Source organism: Sporosarcina sp. D27, from assembly GCF_000586555.1.
GTDB lineage: Bacteria > Bacillota > Bacilli > Bacillales_A > Planococcaceae > Sporosarcina.
Genome location: NZ_AZUC01000056.1, coordinates 135,975 through 157,225 on the forward strand (window position 1 = coordinate 135,975; position 21,251 = coordinate 157,225).

At 37.8% G+C, this 21,251-nt stretch carries 21 protein-coding genes, 1 pseudogene and 1 riboswitch; of the genes and pseudogenes, 20 read left to right on the plus strand and 2 right to left on the minus strand.

Annotated elements, in window-relative coordinates; genetic code table 11:
* The first annotated feature begins 113 nt into the window (after nucleotides 1-113).
* Nucleotides 114-1,160 carry an ornithine cyclodeaminase family protein gene (locus N693_RS0115100; RefSeq protein WP_025785672.1) on the plus strand — a complete coding sequence of 349 codons (1,047 nt, stop codon included), beginning with the start codon at nucleotides 114-116 and terminating at the stop codon, nucleotides 1,158-1,160.
* 30 nt (nucleotides 1,161-1,190) lie between these two features.
* Nucleotides 1,191-2,060: a PhzF family phenazine biosynthesis protein gene (locus N693_RS0115105; protein ID WP_025785673.1), complete on the plus strand. Its 870-nt coding sequence runs from the start codon at nucleotides 1,191-1,193 to the stop codon at nucleotides 2,058-2,060.
* A 719-nt stretch (nucleotides 2,061-2,779) separates the two neighbouring features.
* Here the strand turns inward: N693_RS0115105 and N693_RS20035 are convergent.
* Nucleotides 2,780-2,977, minus strand: coding sequence for an AbrB/MazE/SpoVT family DNA-binding domain-containing protein (locus N693_RS20035; RefSeq protein ID WP_256378142.1), 198 nt, complete (start codon nucleotides 2,975-2,977; stop codon nucleotides 2,780-2,782).
* A gap of 340 nt (nucleotides 2,978-3,317) precedes the next feature.
* Here N693_RS20035 and N693_RS19365 point away from each other — a divergent pair, with 340 nt between their 5' ends.
* The 14 genes and pseudogenes from N693_RS19365 to N693_RS19375 all read left to right on the plus strand — a co-directional run bounded on the left by N693_RS19365 (nucleotide 3,318) and on the right by N693_RS19375 (nucleotide 14,530).
* Nucleotides 3,318-3,557, plus strand: a complete 240-nt coding sequence (locus N693_RS19365) for a hypothetical protein (protein ID WP_025785675.1) — start codon at nucleotides 3,318-3,320, stop codon at nucleotides 3,555-3,557.
* Between the two features lie 645 nt (nucleotides 3,558-4,202).
* Nucleotides 4,203-4,562 (plus strand): hypothetical protein, encoded by a 360-nt coding sequence (locus N693_RS0115130; protein ID WP_025785676.1) that lies wholly within the window; start codon nucleotides 4,203-4,205, stop codon nucleotides 4,560-4,562.
* Nucleotides 4,563-4,580: 18 nt separating this feature from the next.
* Nucleotides 4,581-4,841 (plus strand): hypothetical protein, encoded by a 261-nt coding sequence (locus N693_RS0115135; protein WP_025785677.1) that lies wholly within the window; start codon nucleotides 4,581-4,583, stop codon nucleotides 4,839-4,841.
* A 1-nt stretch (nucleotide 4,842) separates the two neighbouring features.
* On the plus strand, nucleotides 4,843-5,007 hold the full coding sequence (locus N693_RS20290; protein ID WP_156028937.1) for a hypothetical protein: 165 nt from the start codon (nucleotides 4,843-4,845) through the stop codon (nucleotides 5,005-5,007).
* Nucleotides 5,008-5,959: 952 nt separating this feature from the next.
* Complete coding sequence (locus N693_RS0115150) at nucleotides 5,960-6,640, plus strand: hypothetical protein (protein ID WP_156028938.1); 681 nt, start codon at nucleotides 5,960-5,962, stop codon at nucleotides 6,638-6,640.
* Nucleotides 6,641-6,922: 282 nt separating this feature from the next.
* Nucleotides 6,923-7,507 (plus strand): hypothetical protein, encoded by a 585-nt coding sequence (locus tag N693_RS0115155; protein ID WP_025785680.1) that lies wholly within the window; start codon nucleotides 6,923-6,925, stop codon nucleotides 7,505-7,507.
* 105 nt (nucleotides 7,508-7,612) lie between these two features.
* Nucleotides 7,613-7,795, plus strand: coding sequence for a hypothetical protein (locus tag N693_RS0115160; RefSeq protein WP_025785681.1), 183 nt, complete (start codon nucleotides 7,613-7,615; stop codon nucleotides 7,793-7,795).
* 51 nt (nucleotides 7,796-7,846) lie between these two features.
* On the plus strand, nucleotides 7,847-8,473 hold the full coding sequence (locus N693_RS0115165; RefSeq protein WP_025785682.1) for a hypothetical protein: 627 nt from the start codon (nucleotides 7,847-7,849) through the stop codon (nucleotides 8,471-8,473).
* 303 nt (nucleotides 8,474-8,776) lie between these two features.
* A pseudogene (locus N693_RS0115170) lies at nucleotides 8,777-9,017 on the plus strand (helix-turn-helix domain-containing protein); the annotation flags it as partial.
* 386 nt (nucleotides 9,018-9,403) lie between these two features.
* The gene (locus N693_RS0115175) at nucleotides 9,404-9,889 is read left to right on the plus strand and encodes a hypothetical protein (RefSeq protein WP_156028939.1); all 486 of its coding nucleotides are present in this window, start codon (nucleotides 9,404-9,406) and stop codon (nucleotides 9,887-9,889) included.
* On the plus strand, nucleotides 9,886-11,028 hold the full coding sequence (locus tag N693_RS0115180) for a hypothetical protein (protein ID WP_025785685.1): 1,143 nt from the start codon (nucleotides 9,886-9,888) through the stop codon (nucleotides 11,026-11,028). The genes N693_RS0115175 and N693_RS0115180 overlap by 4 nt, the downstream gene beginning before the upstream one ends.
* A 490-nt stretch (nucleotides 11,029-11,518) precedes the next feature.
* Complete coding sequence (locus tag N693_RS0115185; protein ID WP_025785686.1) at nucleotides 11,519-11,899, plus strand: hypothetical protein; 381 nt, start codon at nucleotides 11,519-11,521, stop codon at nucleotides 11,897-11,899.
* Nucleotides 11,900-12,367: 468 nt separating this feature from the next.
* Nucleotides 12,368-13,117: a copper amine oxidase N-terminal domain-containing protein gene (locus N693_RS19715; RefSeq protein WP_025785687.1), complete on the plus strand. Its 750-nt coding sequence runs from the start codon at nucleotides 12,368-12,370 to the stop codon at nucleotides 13,115-13,117.
* Nucleotides 13,118-13,852: 735 nt separating this feature from the next.
* Nucleotides 13,853-14,530, plus strand: coding sequence for a hypothetical protein (locus N693_RS19375; protein ID WP_025785688.1), 678 nt, complete (start codon nucleotides 13,853-13,855; stop codon nucleotides 14,528-14,530).
* A gap of 822 nt (nucleotides 14,531-15,352) precedes the next feature.
* Here N693_RS19375 and N693_RS0115210 read toward each other — a convergent pair.
* Entirely contained in the window at nucleotides 15,353-15,850 is a 498-nt protein-coding gene (locus N693_RS0115210) for a sigma-70 family RNA polymerase sigma factor (RefSeq protein WP_025785689.1), read from the minus strand.
* Between the two features lie 753 nt (nucleotides 15,851-16,603).
* Here N693_RS0115210 and N693_RS0115215 point away from each other — a divergent pair.
* The 4 genes from N693_RS0115215 to N693_RS19720 all read left to right on the plus strand — a co-directional run.
* On the plus strand, nucleotides 16,604-17,152 hold the full coding sequence (locus N693_RS0115215) for a competence protein ComK (RefSeq protein WP_172643601.1): 549 nt from the start codon (nucleotides 16,604-16,606) through the stop codon (nucleotides 17,150-17,152).
* Between the two features lie 201 nt (nucleotides 17,153-17,353).
* Nucleotides 17,354-17,836, plus strand: coding sequence for a GNAT family N-acetyltransferase (locus tag N693_RS0115220; RefSeq protein ID WP_025785691.1), 483 nt, complete (start codon nucleotides 17,354-17,356; stop codon nucleotides 17,834-17,836).
* Between the two features lie 368 nt (nucleotides 17,837-18,204).
* A complete protein-coding gene (locus N693_RS0115225) occupies nucleotides 18,205-19,557 on the plus strand; it encodes a hypothetical protein (protein WP_025785692.1) in 1,353 nt (450 codons plus the stop codon).
* 228 nt (nucleotides 19,558-19,785) lie between these two features.
* A riboswitch (cyclic di-GMP riboswitch) is annotated at nucleotides 19,786-19,870 on the plus strand.
* 59 nt (nucleotides 19,871-19,929) lie between these two features.
* Nucleotides 19,930-21,251: DUF5667 domain-containing protein (locus N693_RS19720; RefSeq protein ID WP_253271209.1), on the plus strand; the 1,322-nt coding region annotated here is incomplete at its 3' end.

Here is a 21,251-nt window from a genome sequence, read left to right on the forward strand (position 1 = left end):
TTACTATATCGTTTGGTTGGTTAAATAACAACCAAGAATGGTTGGAGACTTTTTTTGTTGTTCAAATACAATTACATTAACAGATATTAAAATTTTAAAGGAGAATGATAACTATGGTACCAATAAGAATTCTAAGTGATAATGATGTTAAGAACATTCTTGATATTAAGAATACAGTAGCATGTGTAGAAAAAGCCTATGCGCTTAAAGCCAACAATCAGGTGAGACTATTCTCCATGGTATCTGAGGTGATTTTTGAGGGTAGGGCAGAAATGGATATTAAATCAGGGATGCTTAATGAAGAAGATGTGTTTGGATTAAAACTCGTTTCATGGTTTGGTGATAATAAAAATCAAGGGCTTCCAGCTATAACTGGGCTGACTATGTTATTTGATTTGAAGAATGGGTTTCCTAAGGCAATGATCAACGCAAGTTATTTGACAGGAATGCGTACTGGAGCAGCAGGTTCAATAGGAGTGAAACACCTGTCAAAACAAGATTCAAAAACACTAATGATTGTAGGTACAGGAGTTCAGGCGATTTTTCAAATAGCAGCCACTCTATCTCAAGTTCAGACAATCAACAAGGTATATATATATGACCCCGTAAAATATGAAAATGCATCAAAATTCCAGAATTCAATAAAGACGGAACTAGATAAAATCATAAATGATATCAACGATACTTATAATAAGAGCTGGAAACAAAGAATTGAGTCAGTGCAGTTTGTGGCCGTAGAAAATCCAGTGAAAGCTTTGGAAGAAACCGATGCAGTAATTACGATAACGCCTTCGCGAAAACCATTGATTTTTAAGGAGTGGATTAAACCAGGCATACATTTCAGCTGTGTGGGGGCAGACATGACTGGAAAACAGGAAATAGATGAAAAGATCTTTGAGGTAGCTTCTGTATATGTAGATGATATTACACAAGCATCGACAGTGGGAGAAACACAAAGTGCTATAAGGGGTGGTATATTAGGCAAAAACAATTTGACTGAAATCGGACAATTCATACTTGGGAATGCGAAAGGACGTACAAGCGATGAAGAAATTACGATTTTTGATAGTACTGGCATAGCATTGCAGGATCTTGCAGTTTCAAAATATATTGTATCAAAAGCAGAAGAAATGAATGTTGGGACAATCGTGCAAATGTAAAATTGATATACAATTTGGAGGGATCATATTATGAAGTTAAAAGTTTATACATTAAATTCATTTGCAAAATCCATTGAGGGAGGGAACCCAGCCGGAGTGGTACTTAGCGCTGATTATCTATCAGATGAGGATATGAAAAAAATAGCAGGTATCATCGGTTTTAGTGAGACTGCTTTTGTCATGAAGTCAGACCTTGCTGACTTCAAGGTTAGATTCTTTACACCTAATGAAGAGGTTGATCTTTGTGGCCATGCAACGATAGCAGCGTTCTATACACTTTCAAGCCAAGGATATATTAAACCAGGAAAATATTCTCAAGAAACAAAGGCTGGAATTTTAAATGTAGAAGTAATGGATGACCTATTAATCATGATGGATCAAAATGCTCCAAGCTATTATGAAATAATAGACAAGGAGGAAATTGCAGATTCCTTAAATATTACTATAGATGATATGTTGGGGGATCTACCAGTGCAAATTGTATCTACTGGCCTTAGGGATATACTTGTACCGATTAGAAACTTAGATATATTAAATTCTATAAAGCCAGATTTTGAAAAAGTAACAAATATCAGCAGTAAATATAATACCATTGGTTATCATATTTTTACCCTTGAATCACTAAAGGGTTCAAATGCTCACTGTAGAAATTTGGCACCTTTATATGGAATTCCAGAAGAATCTGCAACTGGTACATCCAATGGTGCCCTTTCATGTTATCTGTATAAATATGGTAAAATCAAACCTGAACATGTTATTAATATATCTGTTGAGCAAGGTTACTCTATGAAAAAACCTTCAGAAATAGTTATAGCGTTAACTACTCAAGAAAAAGAAATTATTGAGGTAAAGGTGGGCGGAAAAGCATTGAATTTGTCTGAAACAGAGGTTGAAATATAATTGCAGAATATAAAATTCTGATAAATTTAAATAATAAAACAGTTTATTAGATGTTATGTTACATCTAGTATAGTGTTTTTTTCCTAATTAAATATCCTTGGTAATATATTGGCTATTATTATAGCCAATTATATTTTTAAATATAAATTCTGACTACATAGTATTTTTTAATCGGTTCTTCAACTTAAACTAACAAGAACTTTAGTTGAAGAAGTGTGGCTGTTCTTATTAAACCAGGATAATGTACTAAGTGCCAAGTTGACAGTGTGGAATGAAGCGATGTACTATTTTTTACTAGCGCCAGCAGAATACCGTAAAGTATTTTATATTTTAAGAGATTACAGTGTAAAGCGCCAAGAAACACTAGGTGAATATTATTTAAGAACATACAAGCATTTGATTCCAGATGATGTGGAAATTTTAGAGTATGACGAAATACAATTGACCGTGCACATAATCAAAGGCGCTAATGGCTGATAAAAGAAAGGATTGCTGAGGCGGTCCTTTTTATGTGGATAATTGTTAGGCTTCTTCTCCAACTATTGGGTGCTGCAGGGGTCACAGTACCTTTCTAATAAATTTGAACGTGAATATACAACATAGCATCCTCTGCCAATCCAGACAATGCTTTGGGGTATAGTTATGTTTATTATGGATAACATACATGTATAGTTTCTAGAAGAGGATACGAGCAGATCACTGTTTCGCTTTAAGGATTTCTAATCATTCTTTCGCTCCTGGTAGGCTAAGGGGGATTCCCTCGAATGCTCTTCATTTTCATTTAAAATCTTCTCTTTGAATATGTAGGCACGAACGGATGAAAATTTACGAATGATGAGAATATCATCTTCCACAAATCCCTCTATAGGAGTACCGGTATCAATATCCAATGCTCGTCTTAACTCCTTAGGGATCACAATTCAACCTAATTCATCGACGTTACGAGACATTCCTAGAGGCTTCATTTCTCCGCCCCATTTTTCGGATTCACTTGCGAAAGTAGAAGGTTTTTCAAGCTATTCACCTTCATTTCTCTCTTCGCGTTCTTTATCCATTTTCTTTAATACCTCTCGTTGTTCATCCTGCGAAAGGTTGGTATAGAGCACTGTGGTTTCTATCGTACTATGCCCGAGCTGATCGCGAAGACCAACTTTAACGTGAATTTTTCAAAACCGTCAAACGCTCCAATCCCTTGCGCGACAAGGGATTGGAGCGTTTTTAACACTTGCGGAACGGTCGGAAAAGGCGAATAACCAAATGACATTACCAAACATACCTTTCCAACCTCTCGGAGGGAAATACTTCTGGGAAACACTTACCTATTCCAATGGATGGGAACTACAAAAAAACAAATTAACTCTTCATTACCGCATTTTAGATCCTGCTAACATTAGAGAAAGCTGGAGTGTGGATGAGGAACAGATTTGGCATGCTTTCCGAGCACTTACAAATCAACAGAATAAATCGAACAGCGGCCGTTCACGTGAAAATACGTGAATGGTCTTTTTTATTCTTAGGAGGTGAAAGAGAATGTGGGTGAAAATCATTATTCCAGTCGTTCTTGTAGTTGCAGCCGAGGTTGTTGGGGGAATGAAAAAGTGAGTCCTCTAATCGAGAAATCGATTAGAGGGCTTTTTCTGTCTGTGTGTAGGTTGTGACATAGATAGCGTGCTTAATTATAATATGGAATTCAGGTTCAGCTATCGCTAAGAACATGTGCCCCGCACAATTCATTGCTACTAGCTTCAGCATGGATAGTGGTTTGCTACATACTGGTTTTTAGATGAGCATGGAACAACGGCAACATTCTTAAGTCCCGTAATAGTAATTCTACGGTGTGAACCGTTTCGATTTCGGTAACGACTCCGTATCTATTTTAAATAACCGTAGAAACAATAGTTGTAACGATTGACCATTCTGGCAGCAATAGAGTACTAGAAGAAAGAAATAGAACTTCATTCTCCAATTATTAACAGAAATATTAAGGTCTTCCAATGTAGTTGTTCTTTTCTTTTATGACGCATTCGGCGGATGATGCGTCGCACGGTATCTTCATTGATGGGGGAAAACGCTATCAAGGACAGATGGTTCCGACATCAGACTTATCAGGATTAAAATTTGTTTACACGGAGTTGATTTGATATGCCGGAAATTTCATTGCCTACTAAGGTCACGCAGGATGCAATAAAGCTACAGACCGATAAAATCCAGTCAATAAAAAATGACACTGCCAGTCTCCTAAGCAGACCTGCCAATGCGGGAATAAAAAATGTCCAGAGGGGGTTTGCAAACAGCAGATTAAATCGTAAAGTGATCACAATATCGCCGGTAAATTTAGCTAAGACCTTTGTGAATGCTCAACCATTTGGAGCAACAACCTCTGGGGCTGCGGGCATAAATGGCACAGCGGTATCATACCTAGAGGACTCCTCGACTTTGATTATATACTCCCCTGGGGTAGATGATATCAACTATTTCTGGGAAGTCGTTGAGTTCCATTAAATAATTGGAGATGAAATTATGTATTTTTACGCACACTTGAACAACGAAAACATATGTGAAGCCGTAAGTAGCACTGGAGAAGAAATCGAAGACCTTAAACTCATCGCAGTGGATTCCTTGGATATGGATTTATTGCATAGAAAATATGACTCTGGAACCTGGTCATCAGATAAGTACTTTTCACCCGCTGTGTCTGCACCAACAATTGAAGAACAAATATTGACCGAAAACCAATACCAAACGGCACTACTTGAAATGAATATGATAGGGGGAATGTAAGATGAAACCAGTTGATTTATGGAGAAAGATGATCAACGCCAAGGTGTACACGAAAGAGGTTGCCGAACGCCGTGTGAATGTCGTATTTGTAGTTGGTCAATTGAGTGTAGATGAGTATACGGAGCTTATGGAACTCATTGATGTGAAGTATGTAAATGTAGCTTAATATGCTGATTCAGCACTCTCGAAAGTGCGACATGAGCCAGCGTTAATTTTTTGTTTACAATTAAAAGAAAATCGATTATTCTACTTGACGGGGAAGTAAGTTTTGAAGATCTACCGCTGACGGATCGCCGTGTGCGATGAAAGTCGCCTGCATGGTGAAGGCTCGTTATAAAACTGAAAAGTATAAGACGAGAATAGCGAAAATATAGTACCAGAAAACCCTGCAATTAATCTACAAGCTATACCAGGTATCGCTGGATCTGGGGATATTTCGGTATCTTGGGCCGGAAATGCTGATTTGCAGTGGTCGCACTATGAAATGTATATTCTAGTTTCTCCAACGGGAGAAGCTGATGATACTATTCCAAAGTATGCTGATTTAACGCACAGAGGCAATGATGGTTTTGGTGCTTCTTATCCTTCTGGCACAAGAGTATCGTACGCACTCTATTCTGTAATGCAAGATGGATCTAAATCCGTTCAAAAAGTTACTGTTATAGCTCCTTAAATTTGTTGAGAAATGACCTCGCCATTATGGCGGGGTTTTCTTGCACATTCGGACCACCGCGCGTATCAGGTAGACCTTCTAATGGGCGTACCGCTAAGTGGTTAATTATGGTACTATCATATTGAATGATTCGTTAATTAATATAAAATTTAGATGAAAAGTGATGTTTGAGGTTCCGCTATCGTGGTCCAATTATGTTAGCAGACCTCATTAACCTTTTATCTAATTAAAATCTCGACGGATATTAAAGGAGAAGATAATCACTAAATTATGGTCGAAATATTAGTGCAATAATGCAAAAGGATATGGAGGTTTTCACATAGGAAAACTTGATTTCAATACCAAAGCTGACAAACGATACAGGCGCATAGGAAAAATACTAATTACAATCATGTTTATCTGTTTTGTCCTCATAATAATTGCTTTTATTAAGGGTCATGATTGGGTGATGAAACAAGAAGAAATAGTCACGGACTTGAGTGAAATAACATTGGTAAGTATTCCTAGTGCTTGTGTCTTATATATTATTGCAGCACTATTTTTGGGGAGTCCCAAATATGTATTTTTCTCTTCAATAAAGTTTAACAAGCTAAATTTTATCCTATTTTTATGTTTGTATTATTTGGGAGCATTTGTTCAAACTTTAGCATATTTCATCATTGGATTACCTACAACTGCTTTAATTATAGAAAAAACATTGCTTTCAGAAAGCGATATATTCGTGATAATGATGATAACCCTTTGTATAATCCTTGTTATAGACATACATTATAAATTTTACTCTAAACTAGAAAATTTTTTTGATAGATCAGTTCAAAAACTACAAAAAGGTGAACTTAGTAAATTACAAGAACCTGAACAAGAATTAAATAAAATCTACGACTTAGAGAAGCTCTATGCGATTATAGCAACGATTACAACAATTCTTGTAATTGGAGACGCAGCAGCCTCTATTGCTTTTCCATTAGAAGTACCTAAAGGAAGTAATCGATTTCAAGCCTATTTAGATAGTACAAGCTATATTTACATGATGATTTTCGTTAGCACTACTCTTGTCTACCTGAAAGAATTAATTAAAGGTGGAATAAAAAGGAAAAATGTTGTTGGCGATCAATTTAAGCTCTGAGATTATTAATACTTATTGCTCCTTGTGAATGTACTTAAACTAAATGGGAGTTAGTTGAACCACAAGAGATCCGTCTACTGATGGTCTTTTTTATTTCGTATTTGGACTATAATGCGTCGTGCGGGAGTGTCGTTATCGATGCTCTTTTCTATCTCCAAGCAGGAGTTGGCCGGGGTGCGGAATGAGATTGTGAGGTAGACGTAGCATAAGCTACCGTTATTTTTTATGCTTTGAAATTCACCCTTCTTTACCGATACATTGGGTAAAGAGGGAGTGTATATAATGTGTGATGAAAAACGAGACAGGAGAAAGTACATTCTTAATAAAATATTTATAGAATGGGCTTTTTCCTTAGTAATTGGTTTTTCACTTTTTGTAGTATTTAGAGATGACTTTAATACTAAGAGTGGAAGTTTTAAATTTGTAATATCAGCTATATTAATTGGGATGATTTTTAAAGGTATCAAACGATACAAAGATTACATGAAGAATTCTGAGAGATCAGACAAGCTATATAAAGCTAAAATGGGTTCACAAATAATAATGCTGGAACAATATTTATTAGCCTATGAAAAAAGTGTTGAAATTCAGAAACAAAAATTGAGTAATCTCAATACCTTTTCTCCCATACCAATAGTTATAGTATCAGTTGAATATTTCACGAAAATACTAAAAATAAATTTATCGAAAATCTTTTCAAATGTTACTTCTTTAAACTTCGAATTCGATATGAGTGAACGGTTAGCACTAATAATATTTGTAGTAGTTATATTTTATACAAATAAATATATAACTACTTGGCAAAGATATAAAAGTGCTGTTCATGGTAGTTATGAAGCTAAACGTCATTTATTAGAAGTTAAATAAAAATTACAGAGTTTCTTAGGTATCGAAATTACAATTGATAGTTTCGTTAATGGACCATAATGCGTAGTAAACAAAACACATTGAGGATTGAAAGGAGAGATAAAAATGAATAATGTGGAATTAACTGACAATGAAAATTCTTTAATTGCAACTTCTTTGGTGACTACCATTGCATCCACACAAACTTATATACAAAATTGTGGTCAAGATAAACTAGATGATTCTACAATAGGCGCATTTAATGATATGCAGAAACTATTGGATAAACTTGAACGCGAATTCTTTTAAAGGATTTCTCCCCATTCATATTGAATAATTAATTGAAAGGGGGATAGCGTATTGAAAGATAATATAAAACATTTAGCTGAACTGACAGGATTAGAAGTTAATGACCTTTTAGCAGCAGCTAGCGACAGTATACCTGGCATGGTTCCTATAGTAGGCGGAATATTTGATGCTATTAAACACAAAAGATTAATTAATAGATTAAATTCAATTGAGTGCAAGATTGATGAAATGAGAACTGAAATACTGAATGAAACTAATCAAGAAAAGTTTGAATTTATCCAGAACTTTGCATTTCCTTTGTTCTTACAAAAACTATTAGAGGAAGATGAAGAACTGAAAATTAAATACCTGATAAATGGAATCACGAGAGTTGTGAAAGGGACAAACTTAAATGAATCCCATTTGATATTGGTATTCGATATTTTAGACCAACTTAGAAGTATTGAAATTGGTTACTTGATTTCTTTAATAGAAGAAAGCTCTTTTATAGAAGAGGAAAACTTAAGTTCAAACATGATTAAATATATCGAATCTAAGCTTGAAAAGCTGGGATTATTAGAAGTGGCCAATAAAGTTAGTTTCATTGCGAAACCCGAGAAGGAATCTGTTGCTATGGCCTACGCGGATAGAACATCTGCAACTGAACTTGGAAAGGAACTAATCAACTTTATTGATTAAGAAGCTAAGAGCGGACATCTTAGCTATCCAGCATTTAATGGCACAGAGTGATCAAAGTACAACCATTATCAGACGAACTGAGAGAAACAAAAAAATTCTTAGTACAGTAATTTAAAGAGAACGTCCACACAGGCGTTCTTTTTGTTTGCCCAAAAATAGGACAAAGGGAAGTTAAGAGATGGAAGGAGTAAAAGCAGATGACGCATCTGGACCATAACGTGTCGTAACAACACCTTATATTTGTATAGGTTACACAGATATTTCACTCCTATAATACTAGGATAAGGAAGGGAGATGGACAATATATTTTTGGGCGAACGACTGAAAAAAGAAAGAGATAATAGAGGTTTGTCACAAGTTGATTTCGTTGAAAAAATATTTGTTAGTCGTCAGTCGGTTTCAAAATGGGAAACTGGAAAAAAACTATCTCAGCATTGAAGTGATTATCGAGTTAAGTGATTTATTAGATATCACTATCAATGAATTATTAAGGAGTGACGGAGACTTACAGAAAACTGTGGCTATCATTCCAGAAAGACTTGCAATCCTCCTATAAAATGCTCTCTCATTCTTGAAGGCAGCTGTCATCTCTTCTTTTGTGTAAATGACAAAAGGTTTCTGTGTTTCCAAAGAAAATGTACACTAGGAATGATAGATGGCTTTGTAGCTTAAAACGTGAAAATTTTCTATGAAGTGGTTTCGCTTTTTTAGAGTTGTTAGTGGTAACGGTATCGCCGATCTGGAACAACGAGTGATGTACATAACAATACGCCTTCTATGTATCTAAAGTACCTACTTATTTCGTGTTTTTCTGATAGATTGTAACTATTACGATGGTAAGTCTCATATAAAATATATTCCTCACATGGTAATATTAGTGAGTTCTTAATAGAATATGTTTTACAAAATTTTTAGGGTTCTTGTAGAAAGGTGGAGGTTGTTATATTTTCTTATTTATTGAAGCAAGTCGGTGCTGAAACGGAAGAGGATGTTTTGAAATGGTCAGTCATGTATGGATGGGGGCTCGTGGCTGCCAGTCTTCTGTCATTTGTCATGTTGGGAGTCTTTCTGAGTTTTCCGGAAAACATCCAGCCGATTCTTCTCATGAAATGCATTTCATTTGTATGGGTGGCTGCTTTTATTCTGTTCATTTTCCGCTATACTTCTGTAAAACCAATGCTGGGAGCTGCTGCGGCAGGCATTACGACTATCACAATTGCCAGTGTCTTTGACAGTTGGTCGGATCGGAGGGACAGCTCTCTGACGATGGGAGCATTTTTAGGTGTTGTTCTAGTGCTGTCGGTACTTTTGGCAAAGAATATTATTGTTAGCTGGTATTATCTGATATCCGAGACGGTTCGATACATGAAGTATCATCGCAAACAAATCACACTTGAAACAACGGTGCTGAAATGAAAAATTACATATTCAAGAGGACGCATGTAAAGTACCTAGCAGCAAGTCTACTAACACTGTTACTGCTCACTGGATGCCAATCAGGGGAAGGTAAACCAGAAGCGCAAACTTTGGAAGTCGGTGCAAAAGAAGCACAAAAAACTGAAATCGATTTGCCTAAATCAGACGAAGAATGGAAGGCACTCGCAGAAGAAAGTCGCTGGTTTGAGCCAGATTTGACGGCAGGTGCCGACATTTCCGAATTGCTTATGGCTGACTTGATGGGAGACCAAAAACCGGAAGCAGTAATTCCATATATTCTGCAGGAAAACAACGAAGAAGCCACGTTTGGGGTTTTGGTAGGCAGTTATGACGAATCAGCTCATGACTGGTCATTGATCGATGACTATCGGTGTAAGGAAAAACGTTTGCATATAAATGAAATTCAACCTCTCGGAAAGATGACGTCAGAGAAGGGGAAGGATGTCATCTTCCTGAACGAAGAACTTGTTTCAGCTAGTACAGTCAATACCGCTGTGCATGTGTTCCAGATGGCCCGTGACGAACAAAAACTGATTCACAGCGCTGAATTCGCAGCGGACTACTCGTCACCAGTAGAGCTGCAAGACAATCAGCTGACATTTAGTGAAGACGGCAATACAGTAACATACAAACGAGAAGACGTTATCTGGCTAAGAGGCAATGGCTATACCCGAAAAGTCTACCTGAAGCAGACACCGTCATTCTATGAGGAATCATTCATGGAGATGCTCGGTGATCACACTATTCTTCAAGCAAGAGTAGATTTGGGTGAGGGCTATGAGGAAGCAAAGAGCCGACTCGGAATACCACAAATAGAAGCTGATGACTTGGGCGGTCTGTGTGCACAATACGACGACTTTAATTTCTGTAACAATGGCCAAGACAATCAGATTGTCCATATCAGCCTGCAAGTCGAACCGACATTTACAATTGAAGATGTGAAACAGTACCTTGGAGAACCAGATGAAAAATATTTGTGGGAAATCCAGGAGTATTATTATGTCTACAACTATAACCTAGGAGATATGGAAATCAGTTATTCCACGGAAACGGAAGATCCCGATAGTCAAATTGAAGAGATAGTTATCATGGGTGCTAGAAGTGAAGAACTGTATTAAGAGAATTTAATAGAAGGCACCTGGCCTCGCACAATTCAGACAACTATGTAGGTGAATATAATAAGAAATTCTCCAAAACGAGAAATCTGGTTGGAGAGTTTTTTCTATCCTATTCTTTTCTACACAACTTTTAATCATATAATAGATTCGAATACCTATGCACAACACAGTTTGTACATTAATCAGACAATTTAACTGACGAACGTCCGTATCAATAACTACCTGGAATGGAACTACAAATACGATCTGAATGGGAACGTCACATCGGGTGCCCAGAAAATATAATATGGGTATTCTCCCACAGAAACGTTGACTTACATTAAAGGTATCTCCAAAATTGCTTCATTTACGCAGCGCTTCGGATTCGATGCTGCGGATCAGCTTAAGGCTATTTATTGAAATGGCTCAGTAGTAGAATCATACGGTTACTAACCGAATAGTGAACCACAACAGTGCCGATATGTAAATGGCGTCCACACGACGTATACGTATGACGCAACCAACAAATGGAGAACTTGAAAGTAACCAAAGGGGCCTCCATACTGTTGGAGGCCCCTTTGGTTATGATGTTCTCGGTCTTATACAATCGGTCACCTCGTCGGCTGGAAATAAGTCATTCAGCTACGACAAAGGAAACCAGCTGCTGTCCCAAGAGATTTCGTCTCCTCAGCTAAATGAAGTCTACACATACGACGAAGCAGGAAACTGGACTAGCCGTACCGCAACGAAAAATGGGGTGGCAACCAACACGGCTTATAGCTACAATGACAACAAACAGCTGAAAACCAATAATCATCAAAACTATTCTTACAATGCAAATGGAAATGGGACAAAAGACACCTGGTACAAGTTACACTTACAACAAATTTGACTAGCTGACGTTAATTATAGACGGTCAAACAGGGACATGGATAGTCTAATATACTTGCAATGACACCTGCCGCCGGACTTGCAAGACGCTCGACAGCCAGACCACAAATTATCACCGAGGAAATGGGCTCTATTATTTGATCAAAAGATATTATCAGTCAGCAGAGGTAATCTTTCTCAGTGACCCTGAAGCTGGGGATAAAGAGAACCACAAACAAAGAATTGAAATGTTTATGCTAGCAGTTATCCCGTTATAGATACGGATTCTGACGAAAATTACTTCTGACTAGATAAGGTTACTTTATTATTTGTACAAGTATTTTTAGATTATTTGGATCTGAATAGAAAATAGGAATAACAAGCATAATGATTGGAATTAATTTAGGGAATTAGATGGACAAGATGCGAGAAATTGGTATAATAAAAAAGTACTATTTCGAAAAATATATTAGTTCTAGGAGGAAGTAAATTGAAAAAATTTATTCTGGGTTTCGTAACAGCGGCGATGTTTTTTGGTGGAATCGGAACTTATGCAGCAACGAGTTCAAAAATTGATGTTTTGTGGAACGTTAAAGCAATCAAGTTCGATGGGGTAACAAAAACACCATCTAACAAGCCATTTGTATATAATGGATCAACATATGTGCCATTAAGATTCGTAGGTGAAAACTTAAATAAAGAAGTAATTTGGGATAAAGCTACACAATCAGTATTGATAAATACTAAGAAGTCAGTTCAACCAAAAGTTACTTACTTAGGGGATACTGTGAAATACATGAATTATCAAGAAAGTCATTCCTATAACTCAGCTATACTCGTTTATAACAATAAAATTGATCTACAAAATGGATACTATGATATAGCGACATCTAAAGATAACTTGGGTTCAGTATATAAACATTTCTTGGTGATGGATTTATACCAAACCTCTGGTGACCAATCTAATTCCTTGGTAGAGTTCCCGTTAAACTTTAAATATAATCAGTTTTCTACGAAATTGGGTTTAAAGGATGAATATAAAAATGACAGGAATACAGCTATAGTTGATTTTTTAGTTGATGGAGAAGTAATAAAATCAGTAGAACTAAAAGCGGGAGATTTTCCTGAAGATGTAACTATAGGTGTGAAGAACGGTAAGAAATTAGGTATTAGATTAACAAGAAGTGGATCTGAATGGGATTATACAGGTGTTATATTAGGTAATCCAGTATTGAAGTAACAATTGTTTTGTACTAAGAAGGCATCTCGTTGTGAGATGCTTTTTTACATTGAGTACGAGCAAATATTTTCTATACCGTTTACAAGGAAATTCAAGTATCTGTGCAACACACAATTAATCCATCCTTTTAAGGGAATTACCCATTTCTGGTTGGGTTCACTAGCTGTGAAATTACGTTTAACGAAATCCGGGGTAATTATGATACTCTCCCCCTATGATTGCCACTTTCGTTTGGGCTTGATACGACACAGTAAGTTATGCTTTTACATAAGGCTTTGAAGGGTATTGCGATTCAATTCTATATTATATTTCCGCTTCAAAAATGCTCTGATTTTTCTATGTCCATTCCGATTTATTGTTATATGTAGGGGGAAGACAAATTTATCAATGCACTAATAGTGATTGTAAACAAAGATTAACTAAGTTTGGATTGTCAATGCTCTATATGCTGATTATTTAAACGTAGATGAAGACGCAAAATATGTTCACAACGCACCATACGAGACAGGTGCCCCAAAGAACCGATCCTTATTAGCTGCCTTAAATGCTACTCTCTACGGAAGGTTTCTATTTTGGATTTTGCGCGATGCATCCTGACAAGAAAATCTTTGTCTGCTAGCTACAAATTCTAGTAGTTTTACCCGATAATATTCCTGTATAGGTACAGTTAGGATTAGGGAATTATGCTTATTTTGTACCCTTCTGATCAAAACGGAGAATGGGGAGGAGAAAAGGATGGGAATTGCAGCAGTTGGAGTAGCGATTGTCTTATTGTTTATGGTGTGCAGTAGAATTTGGAATATCAGGGTTATGAAACATAGTATGGTAGCTTTTGTGGCTATTGGTTTTTCAGGTCTTCTACTGGCTGGGTGTGGTGCCGATCAAGAGCAGGCACAGCTGTATGAGAAATTGGAAACTAAAAATGCCTCTGTTTTGGAAGCGAATCAGTCTCTTAAAACGGAATTATCAGCGCTTCAGAAAGAAATGGACAAGCTGAAAAGTGATTTTCAGGGGCAAACGGATGAACAGTCAAAAATTCAAGAAACCGTACAGACTCTGCAAAAAGAGAATACAGCTCTCACTGAATCGATTACTTCATTAAAGACAAAAAACACAGAACTGCTGGCTTCTGTTGGAGAAAAGGATAAAGCCATTCAGCAGATGAAAGAGCAGGCGGCCGCCTCTAAGACCGCTCCTTCCAGCACTACTTCACAAAGTTCCACTGGCGGACAGGCGAGCAGTCAATCTGCGGCCGCTGTATCGAGTCAAGGTCAATGCGATATTAAAGGAAGCAATTCAGGGATATACCATGTGCCAGGAAGTACGTATTACAGCCGGACCAAAAATGTGGCACGCTGGTTCTGCAGCACCGCTGAAGCAGAGAAGGCTGGCTACCGGGCGCCGAAACAGTAATATAATAGAGTCATTGTGCAACAAGCCTTTTGTCTGTAACTCGGATGAAGGGCTTGTATTTGTTTGGCTTCACTGAATAGTAAGAGGAATTCATTAACACACACATTAGGCATGGAAAATTCATCAACCGAAACACTGTATTCTTGATAGAGGTCTGAGAACAATTCTTCCAACAGGAGTTGTTGAGGACTTCTTTGAACTATTCAGGAAGCTGAGACATCTTTAGTTCTTTAGGTTCTTGAGAGTTAAAAAAGGTTAGGTAGTGGCATGTGGTAGCGAAAACTTGTTCTCATCAACTTCCTGATCGGTTGTTCCATCGTGCACTTTCCTCTGGTCAACAACAGGCAAAATAACATAAACATTTGCCCCACAATCGTTCATCACAGGTCGCATGTGGGATGCGATCGATGATTTCGAACCTCCCTAATTTTAGGAGTGCGCGTCTCACTATGGAGTTTGAAATCCCAAGCTCTGTTTCGATTTTTCTGGTGCTTCAAATGTGCCTACAAATACTTAACTGAGTAACAGCGAATCATATACAATACGACACGATCTGTTTTGTTCAGAGAATTTCAGTGGGTGTCGTCATGTGGTGGGCAGCCGTGTCCATTACCTCTACTGTGTTGAAATTGGCATAGCGAGAAAGATAGTGTGTCATGTGTCACTCCCCCTTTTAGCCCTATATAGAAATAGGTAAGGGGAAGTTGACAGTCAGTTTTATATTTTTTGTCTGCAAGAAAAACAGAATAGCGCGGTCACGTCAAACAAGTTAAACAGCGCTTTCTATCTGCAATACATAGAGGGCGCTGTTAGAGTTCACTTCTAAGTAACCATCGAGTTCCTTTTAGTTAGCTGTTTTCTCAATTTTAGTAGGAGTTTCTCTTTTCTTTTTTTTATACCTGGCACAGAAATTCCAAAATGAGTGGCGCATGCTGCTTGGGAAAAACGATCCACGAATAATAGACTCAGTAATTCACGTTCTTGAAGCGTAAGTTCAGAAAGCAAATCTTCCAATCCTCCATAATCCCTCTCACTTCGAGGATCAGCCCCTACATATTCCAAAAGGTCATCTTCCGCAGGCATATGCATGTCACTGAAACGGGCTTCACGTTTCAGCTCATCGAGCATCGCTCCATAAATGGAGCGGTAGGCATATGGCGCAAAGTCTCCTTTCGTTTCATCGAACCGCTGCCACGCTTGCCAAAGGGCAACTCGCCCAGCTTGGCGGAAGTGTTCAAAATCCCGATAGATGTGCAATTTTCGAATAACTGCAGATAGCATAGGTGTATATTGTTCGAGTACTTCTTGAAAAAATTTCAATTCAATCAGCCTTTTAAGGCCGTGCACGACGCGTTGTATTCCCTGGGTGACTTCATCATAGAGGGGGAGGAAGAAGAAAACGAATCATAGTTTTTGAAGTTTTGAATAGGTAAATCTAGAAGAACTGTACAGGGGAATTCGAGTTTTACCTAGGAGTCTTTGAAGAAAAGAAGTATTGATGTAAGGAATAAAAGAATTCATGGAGTCCTGTAGTACTTTTCCTGTGCCATATAGTTATTTTAATGTGAAAACAAACGATTTGTGTATGGATTAGGAACTATTTAGGTTTCATTCGACTAAAATAGTCAATAATACTACAAATACTCCTATATATTGCAAATTTTATATTGCTATTCACTCAGTTTATAATATAATAAAATTAATTAAGTGAATTCTGTTAATTGTTGTTAAAATGTATCGATTATTTGCCATGGCAGACTTAAATAGACTACGGGTTAGCACGATCAACACGCTGAGTATAGCTTGAATAGAAAATTATGGGGCAACAACAGCAGCTAGAAGTTTTGAAAACTCGGTAATCATATGACCGTATCATAAAGGAAGGGATTCAAAGAGGTGCTCATTTAAGGAGGTGAGGAGCAGGTGAGAATGGAGCACAAAAAAGCCTTAAGTGATAATAGTCCGGCTAGACCCAATCACTTAAGGCAGTGCAGCTGGGTGTACCAGCATCTATGCTAGTATACCCTTTTTTAACGAAAAATAAAGTGAAATCCAAAAAAAGGGGATAGTATGTTGAAAACTAATCACAAGTACATCATTACAACGGAAACATGCGTAATTTTTCCATACTTTAATGAGTGTGGGCGTTTGCTCTCGATGATTTTAGAAGGAGACCAGATTTTAATCGTCAATAGTACGCCAACGGAAATCGTCGATTTTAACTTGCGTAGAGCGGGTTCCAGCTTAAAAGGAGCCATTGAAGGCGCGAATGAGATCTTGGGAAGTAGCACCTATTCGCCGGTTGCGATTAGCAAGAAACATGGTATTTACATGACACCTACTTGTTCTCCAAAAGACCAGGAGTGTACTTGGGTGGCGATTGAACATGTGAAAGAATACGTGAAAAATGATGACGGCCAAGTATCTGTTACCTTAAATAACGGCAGTCGAGTGGACTTGCCAATCAGTTGTAATATTTTCGAGAATCGATATCTGCGTACATGCAAGTTACAGTACCGAATTGAAATGAATACTGATCAGGCAATGAAGGTTCGTGAAAAGTACACGCAGTCTTATGTTATTAAGAAAAATGGAAAAGGATTGAACTATTCAGAGGAGTAAATGTGGAGTGAGCTGTGCTAAGTTTTCATAAAGAGTAGGTCCCTTATCTGTTAGTTGGCTAAGGGTCCTTTTAATTTGCTGGGTATTTGTGAATATGAACAGTTGTTTAGGTTTGTTTTTGTCTAATAGTATATGAGAGATACTGAATAAAAATATGCAGATTGAATTGTTAGAACGATAAACTGAAAAGGGAGATTAGAGATGCGCATTCGTGAAATGGAAGCAAAAGATAATAGAGACATGGAGCAAATCATAAAGGTTTCATTGGAATCTGTAGGGTTGGATATTCCCGGAACGGCTTACTATGATCCTCAATTGGGGGAACTCGCGCAATTTTATAGTCTACAACAGAAAGCAAAATACTGGGTAGTCGTGGATGAAAAAGAGAACGTTGTGGGTGGTGTAGGCATTGCACCTTATAACCAAAAGAAGAGAATTTGTGAACTGCAGAAGTTGTATATTGCTCCTGTAGCTCAAGGTTTGGGCGTGTCGAAAGGATTGATGGGAACTGCACTCGAATTTGCAGAGGAACATTATAAATTCTGTTATTTGGAGACGTCAAAGAAAATGTCGGTAGCGAATCAGTTGTATAGAAAATTAGGATTTGAACTCCTTGAAGGACCTCTGGAAGGGTCTGAGCATGGCGCAATGGATGCATGGTATTTGAAGAAGTTAACAAAATGATATAAATGAAAAAGTGAATGCGCGAGGTATTCGAATTCTTGAGTGACCCGTGCTTTGCCATTACATAAAATTACATGCTGTAGTAATTAGCATACGCCCCATGGTTGCGTAATTAAAGTATTCATACAAGCAGAAGCCTAATATGAACTTCAAATGTGTAGACGCAGACGGTTACCGCAGTCTGATCCACCCCAATTCGTTTTTTCTCGTACGTATATGAATGGTTTTCTCTTTTATTAGCCATATAGCCTGGAAACTAAAGGTTATGAGTCAAATGCATGATGTCATTGATTATACTAAAATGGTAGAATTAAGGGTAATAGGAATTTTATATGAATGATAGGGCTAACATGGGGGTCGGAAAGTATATGAACGATAGGAAAGAGCTTAAAGAGATGTTGATAGGACTTCAGCGGGCTAGGAAGAAGATTGCTATTAAACGTTCACTGTTCGTGATGGTCGCGTTTGTCGCAATCCTTGGAGCAAGTGGATGTGTAGCGCAAGAGGAACCATCCGAAAAGGAGCAGGTCGAAAAGATTGGATCTGCGGATGGAAAGCGGGACAATACTAGTTTACAGAAAACAACGAACACTTACGTGAAGGCGACAAACACAGCATTGCCCGTAGAAGATTTGAAAAAGCAAGCTCTATATACGACAACACTTACTTCTGAGAGCAAGCAGTTAAAGCTGTTCGTATTGCCTACGGATAGTGGTGAAACGACTGTGATTTCTAAAAACGATGCCAATTTCACGGGTCAGGAAGGAGAAGAACTGTACAAAGGAAAGGTGGAATTTTACTTAGCGGAAACGGATGGGGAAGAAGGATATTTGCAAGATGTCGCGTCGCAGGATGTTATGTTGAATGTAAGCCAGGAGCCGATCGTCGCTCGTGAATGGAGCGATTTAGCGATAGTTCAGCTGTCGGAGTCTGTCACTTCTACATCTAAAGAGTTATCGCTTTGGACAGTACAATCGGGTAAACTTGTTCCGATATCTGTGGATGGACAGACGGCTATTTCAACGTCAACAAGTGACTTGAAGAGTGTCGATGATCGTTATATCCAGACCTATGATTATTTCACTACGAATCCAAATGGCTGGGCTTTCCGAACATATGAATGGGATCCTAAGAAAGTGGAATTGACACTCTTCGATGAAACCGAATTATTGGTAAAAGGGCCGTTCCACTATGACAAAATGGAAGCGGATATTCGGGAGTACTATCAACATATGATTGATAATTGGAATCGGATTGAGGAGTACACGTATCCATTTCCTCATCTAACTTACCCAGAGGATTTACCAAGTCGATTAGGAAAAGGATATTTGTTAGATGAACAGGGGACGGTAGGTTCTTCCCTTAAAAAGTATTTAGAACAAAACCCGAATCATCTCGGTGAGTATGACACAGAAGGTGGCTGGTATTATGCCTATCCTGACGGTCAATCGTTCTATTTCGATCGCGAAGACGATGCCATTCAAGCGGTTGAATTATCTGGTGGAAACTATAAAGAAACTGTTTCTGAGTTGAAAGAGATGTTGGGAGAACCACTTCATGATTCTAAAAATGATCCAGTATCTGAAGAAGATGAATGGTTAGTAGGAACCAATTATGATATTGGCGATGTTCTATCTTATGAATTTGGTGACTATCAGGTTCGGGTGATGTATCGAGATGAAAATGTAGGGTCGATATTATTGAGTAAGAAGATGGAATGAGTGGTTCAAAATAAAAACGAGTGTAGCTTTGTGAATCGCTGCACTCGTTTTTGTCTGTTCACTACTGATAAGTGACGGGATAATATGTAGTTGCAAGGTTTGGGTGAAAGGGCTTAAAAGTAAATTTGAGATATATAGCATAGAGGACTACCAATAACGAAACTTTAGGAGTACACTAAAAATAGATTGAGTGAGCCTAAAGAAATGTTTCCCTCAATTAATAAGAGTCGATGAAAAAGGCAAAGCCATTGAAAAGTGGTGACGCAAAACTGAAGGGACTAAGGGATACTTCCTATGTCAGCCAGTTGTCGAAATGCATTTTTTCACTCCTGATTTCTCTACAGGAAAAGATTCAAAAAAGGAGAGAGTTCGATGAAGAAATTTGCAAAGACTTTAGTTGTAATGGGAATTGTTGGTGCTACTGCTTTACTCACAACACCAGCTTTTGCTGCAGAAGAAAGCACAGAAAAAGAAAATTCAGTAGTGGACCAGGCTCTACAGGATCCTGGGATGACTCCTGAAAACACTTTTTACTTTCTAGACAAGTTTGGAGAGAAGTTCCACTTGTTGTTTACGAATAATGCAGAAAAGAAATCCAAGCTCTATCTAAACTATGCAGAAGAACGTTTGGCAGAGTCAGCTAAATTGACTGATGATGCAAAGGACAAGTATACAAAGGATTTAGTGACTGCCTATGTTGCTAATCTACAAAAAGCGCAAGAAAAGATTGCTGAAGTCATCGTGGACGAGAAGGTTGCAAGTGATGTGAAAAATCGATTAGCCACTAAATTAGAAAAAGTGACTACTATTATTACAAGTGATTCTGTAGAGTCCTCGTTAGACAAAAAACAGCGAACTTCTTTGGAAAACAAGAAACAAGAAGGATATCTTGTTGCTAATATGATGAAAAATATTGATCTTGAGAAGGTTAAGGCAATGCGTGAACAAGGATTGCATTTTGGGGAAATCGTCAAAGTAATCGCATTTGCAGAAGAAAGTGGTAAGAGTGAAAGTGAAATTATCGAGTTGCTACAAGAAAAACACCAGAAGTTCGGCACGATTGCAAAAACATTAAATATCCAACAAGGTGACATCTGGAAGAAGGTAAACCTTGAAAAAGCAAGAGTTGCAGAAAAAGCTTACGAGAACGCAGTCTTATCTGGCAACCAATCGGATATCGATCGGATCGGAAAAACGATAGATGGGATTTCCAATGAGCAAATTGCCTTAGGGATTGATAAATCAGATAGCCAAAACTTCAGAGGTGTGGATAGGAAGCTCGCGATAATCCAACAAAAAGCGGACGCCGGACTGATTCCCCAAGAAAAAGCAGACTGGATCAAACAAAAAATACAAATGAATCAAGACAAAAAATATGCCGGTTCAAATGGAGATAAAAACGAAAATTCACTGACTTCTAAAGAAAATATAGATAAGAGCCAACAAAATGCTGAAAAAGACGAAGCTAAAAAAGTGAAGAAAGAGCAAAAAGCTGAAGAAAAGGCAGTAGAGAAGACTAAGAAGAGTGAAGAGAAACAACAAAAGGCTAAAGAGAAAGCTGCAGAAAAAGAAAAGAAAGAGCAAGATAAAACTGCAGGGAAAGAACAAAAAGTGAAAGACAAAGCCGCAGAGCAAGCGAAGAAAGAACAGGAAAAAGCAGCGGAGAACGAAAGAAAAGCGAAAGAAAAAGCTGC

Bases quoted from the DNA above. Each gene is read 5' to 3' on its own strand.
- N693_RS0115100 (WP_025785672.1), top strand. From the start codon at position 114: ATGGTACCAATAAGAATTCTAAGTGATAATGATGTTAAGAACATTCTT.
- N693_RS0115105 (WP_025785673.1), top strand. From the start codon at position 1,191: ATGAAGTTAAAAGTTTATACATTAAATTCATTTGCAAAATCCATTGAG.
- N693_RS19365 (WP_025785675.1), top strand. From the start codon at position 3,318: ATGACATTACCAAACATACCTTTCCAACCTCTCGGAGGGAAATACTTC.
- N693_RS0115130 (WP_025785676.1), top strand. From the start codon at position 4,203: ATGCCGGAAATTTCATTGCCTACTAAGGTCACGCAGGATGCAATAAAG.
- N693_RS0115135 (WP_025785677.1), top strand. From the start codon at position 4,581: ATGTATTTTTACGCACACTTGAACAACGAAAACATATGTGAAGCCGTA.
- N693_RS20290 (WP_156028937.1), top strand. From the start codon at position 4,843: ATGAAACCAGTTGATTTATGGAGAAAGATGATCAACGCCAAGGTGTAC.
- N693_RS0115155 (WP_025785680.1), top strand. From the start codon at position 6,923: ATGTGTGATGAAAAACGAGACAGGAGAAAGTACATTCTTAATAAAATA.
- N693_RS0115160 (WP_025785681.1), top strand. From the start codon at position 7,613: ATGAATAATGTGGAATTAACTGACAATGAAAATTCTTTAATTGCAACT.
- N693_RS0115180 (WP_025785685.1), top strand. From the start codon at position 9,886: ATGAAAAATTACATATTCAAGAGGACGCATGTAAAGTACCTAGCAGCA.
- N693_RS0115185 (WP_025785686.1), top strand. From the start codon at position 11,519: ATGACGCAACCAACAAATGGAGAACTTGAAAGTAACCAAAGGGGCCTC.
- N693_RS19375 (WP_025785688.1), top strand. From the start codon at position 13,853: ATGGGAATTGCAGCAGTTGGAGTAGCGATTGTCTTATTGTTTATGGTG.
- N693_RS0115220 (WP_025785691.1), top strand. From the start codon at position 17,354: ATGCGCATTCGTGAAATGGAAGCAAAAGATAATAGAGACATGGAGCAA.
- N693_RS0115225 (WP_025785692.1), top strand. From the start codon at position 18,205: ATGAACGATAGGAAAGAGCTTAAAGAGATGTTGATAGGACTTCAGCGG.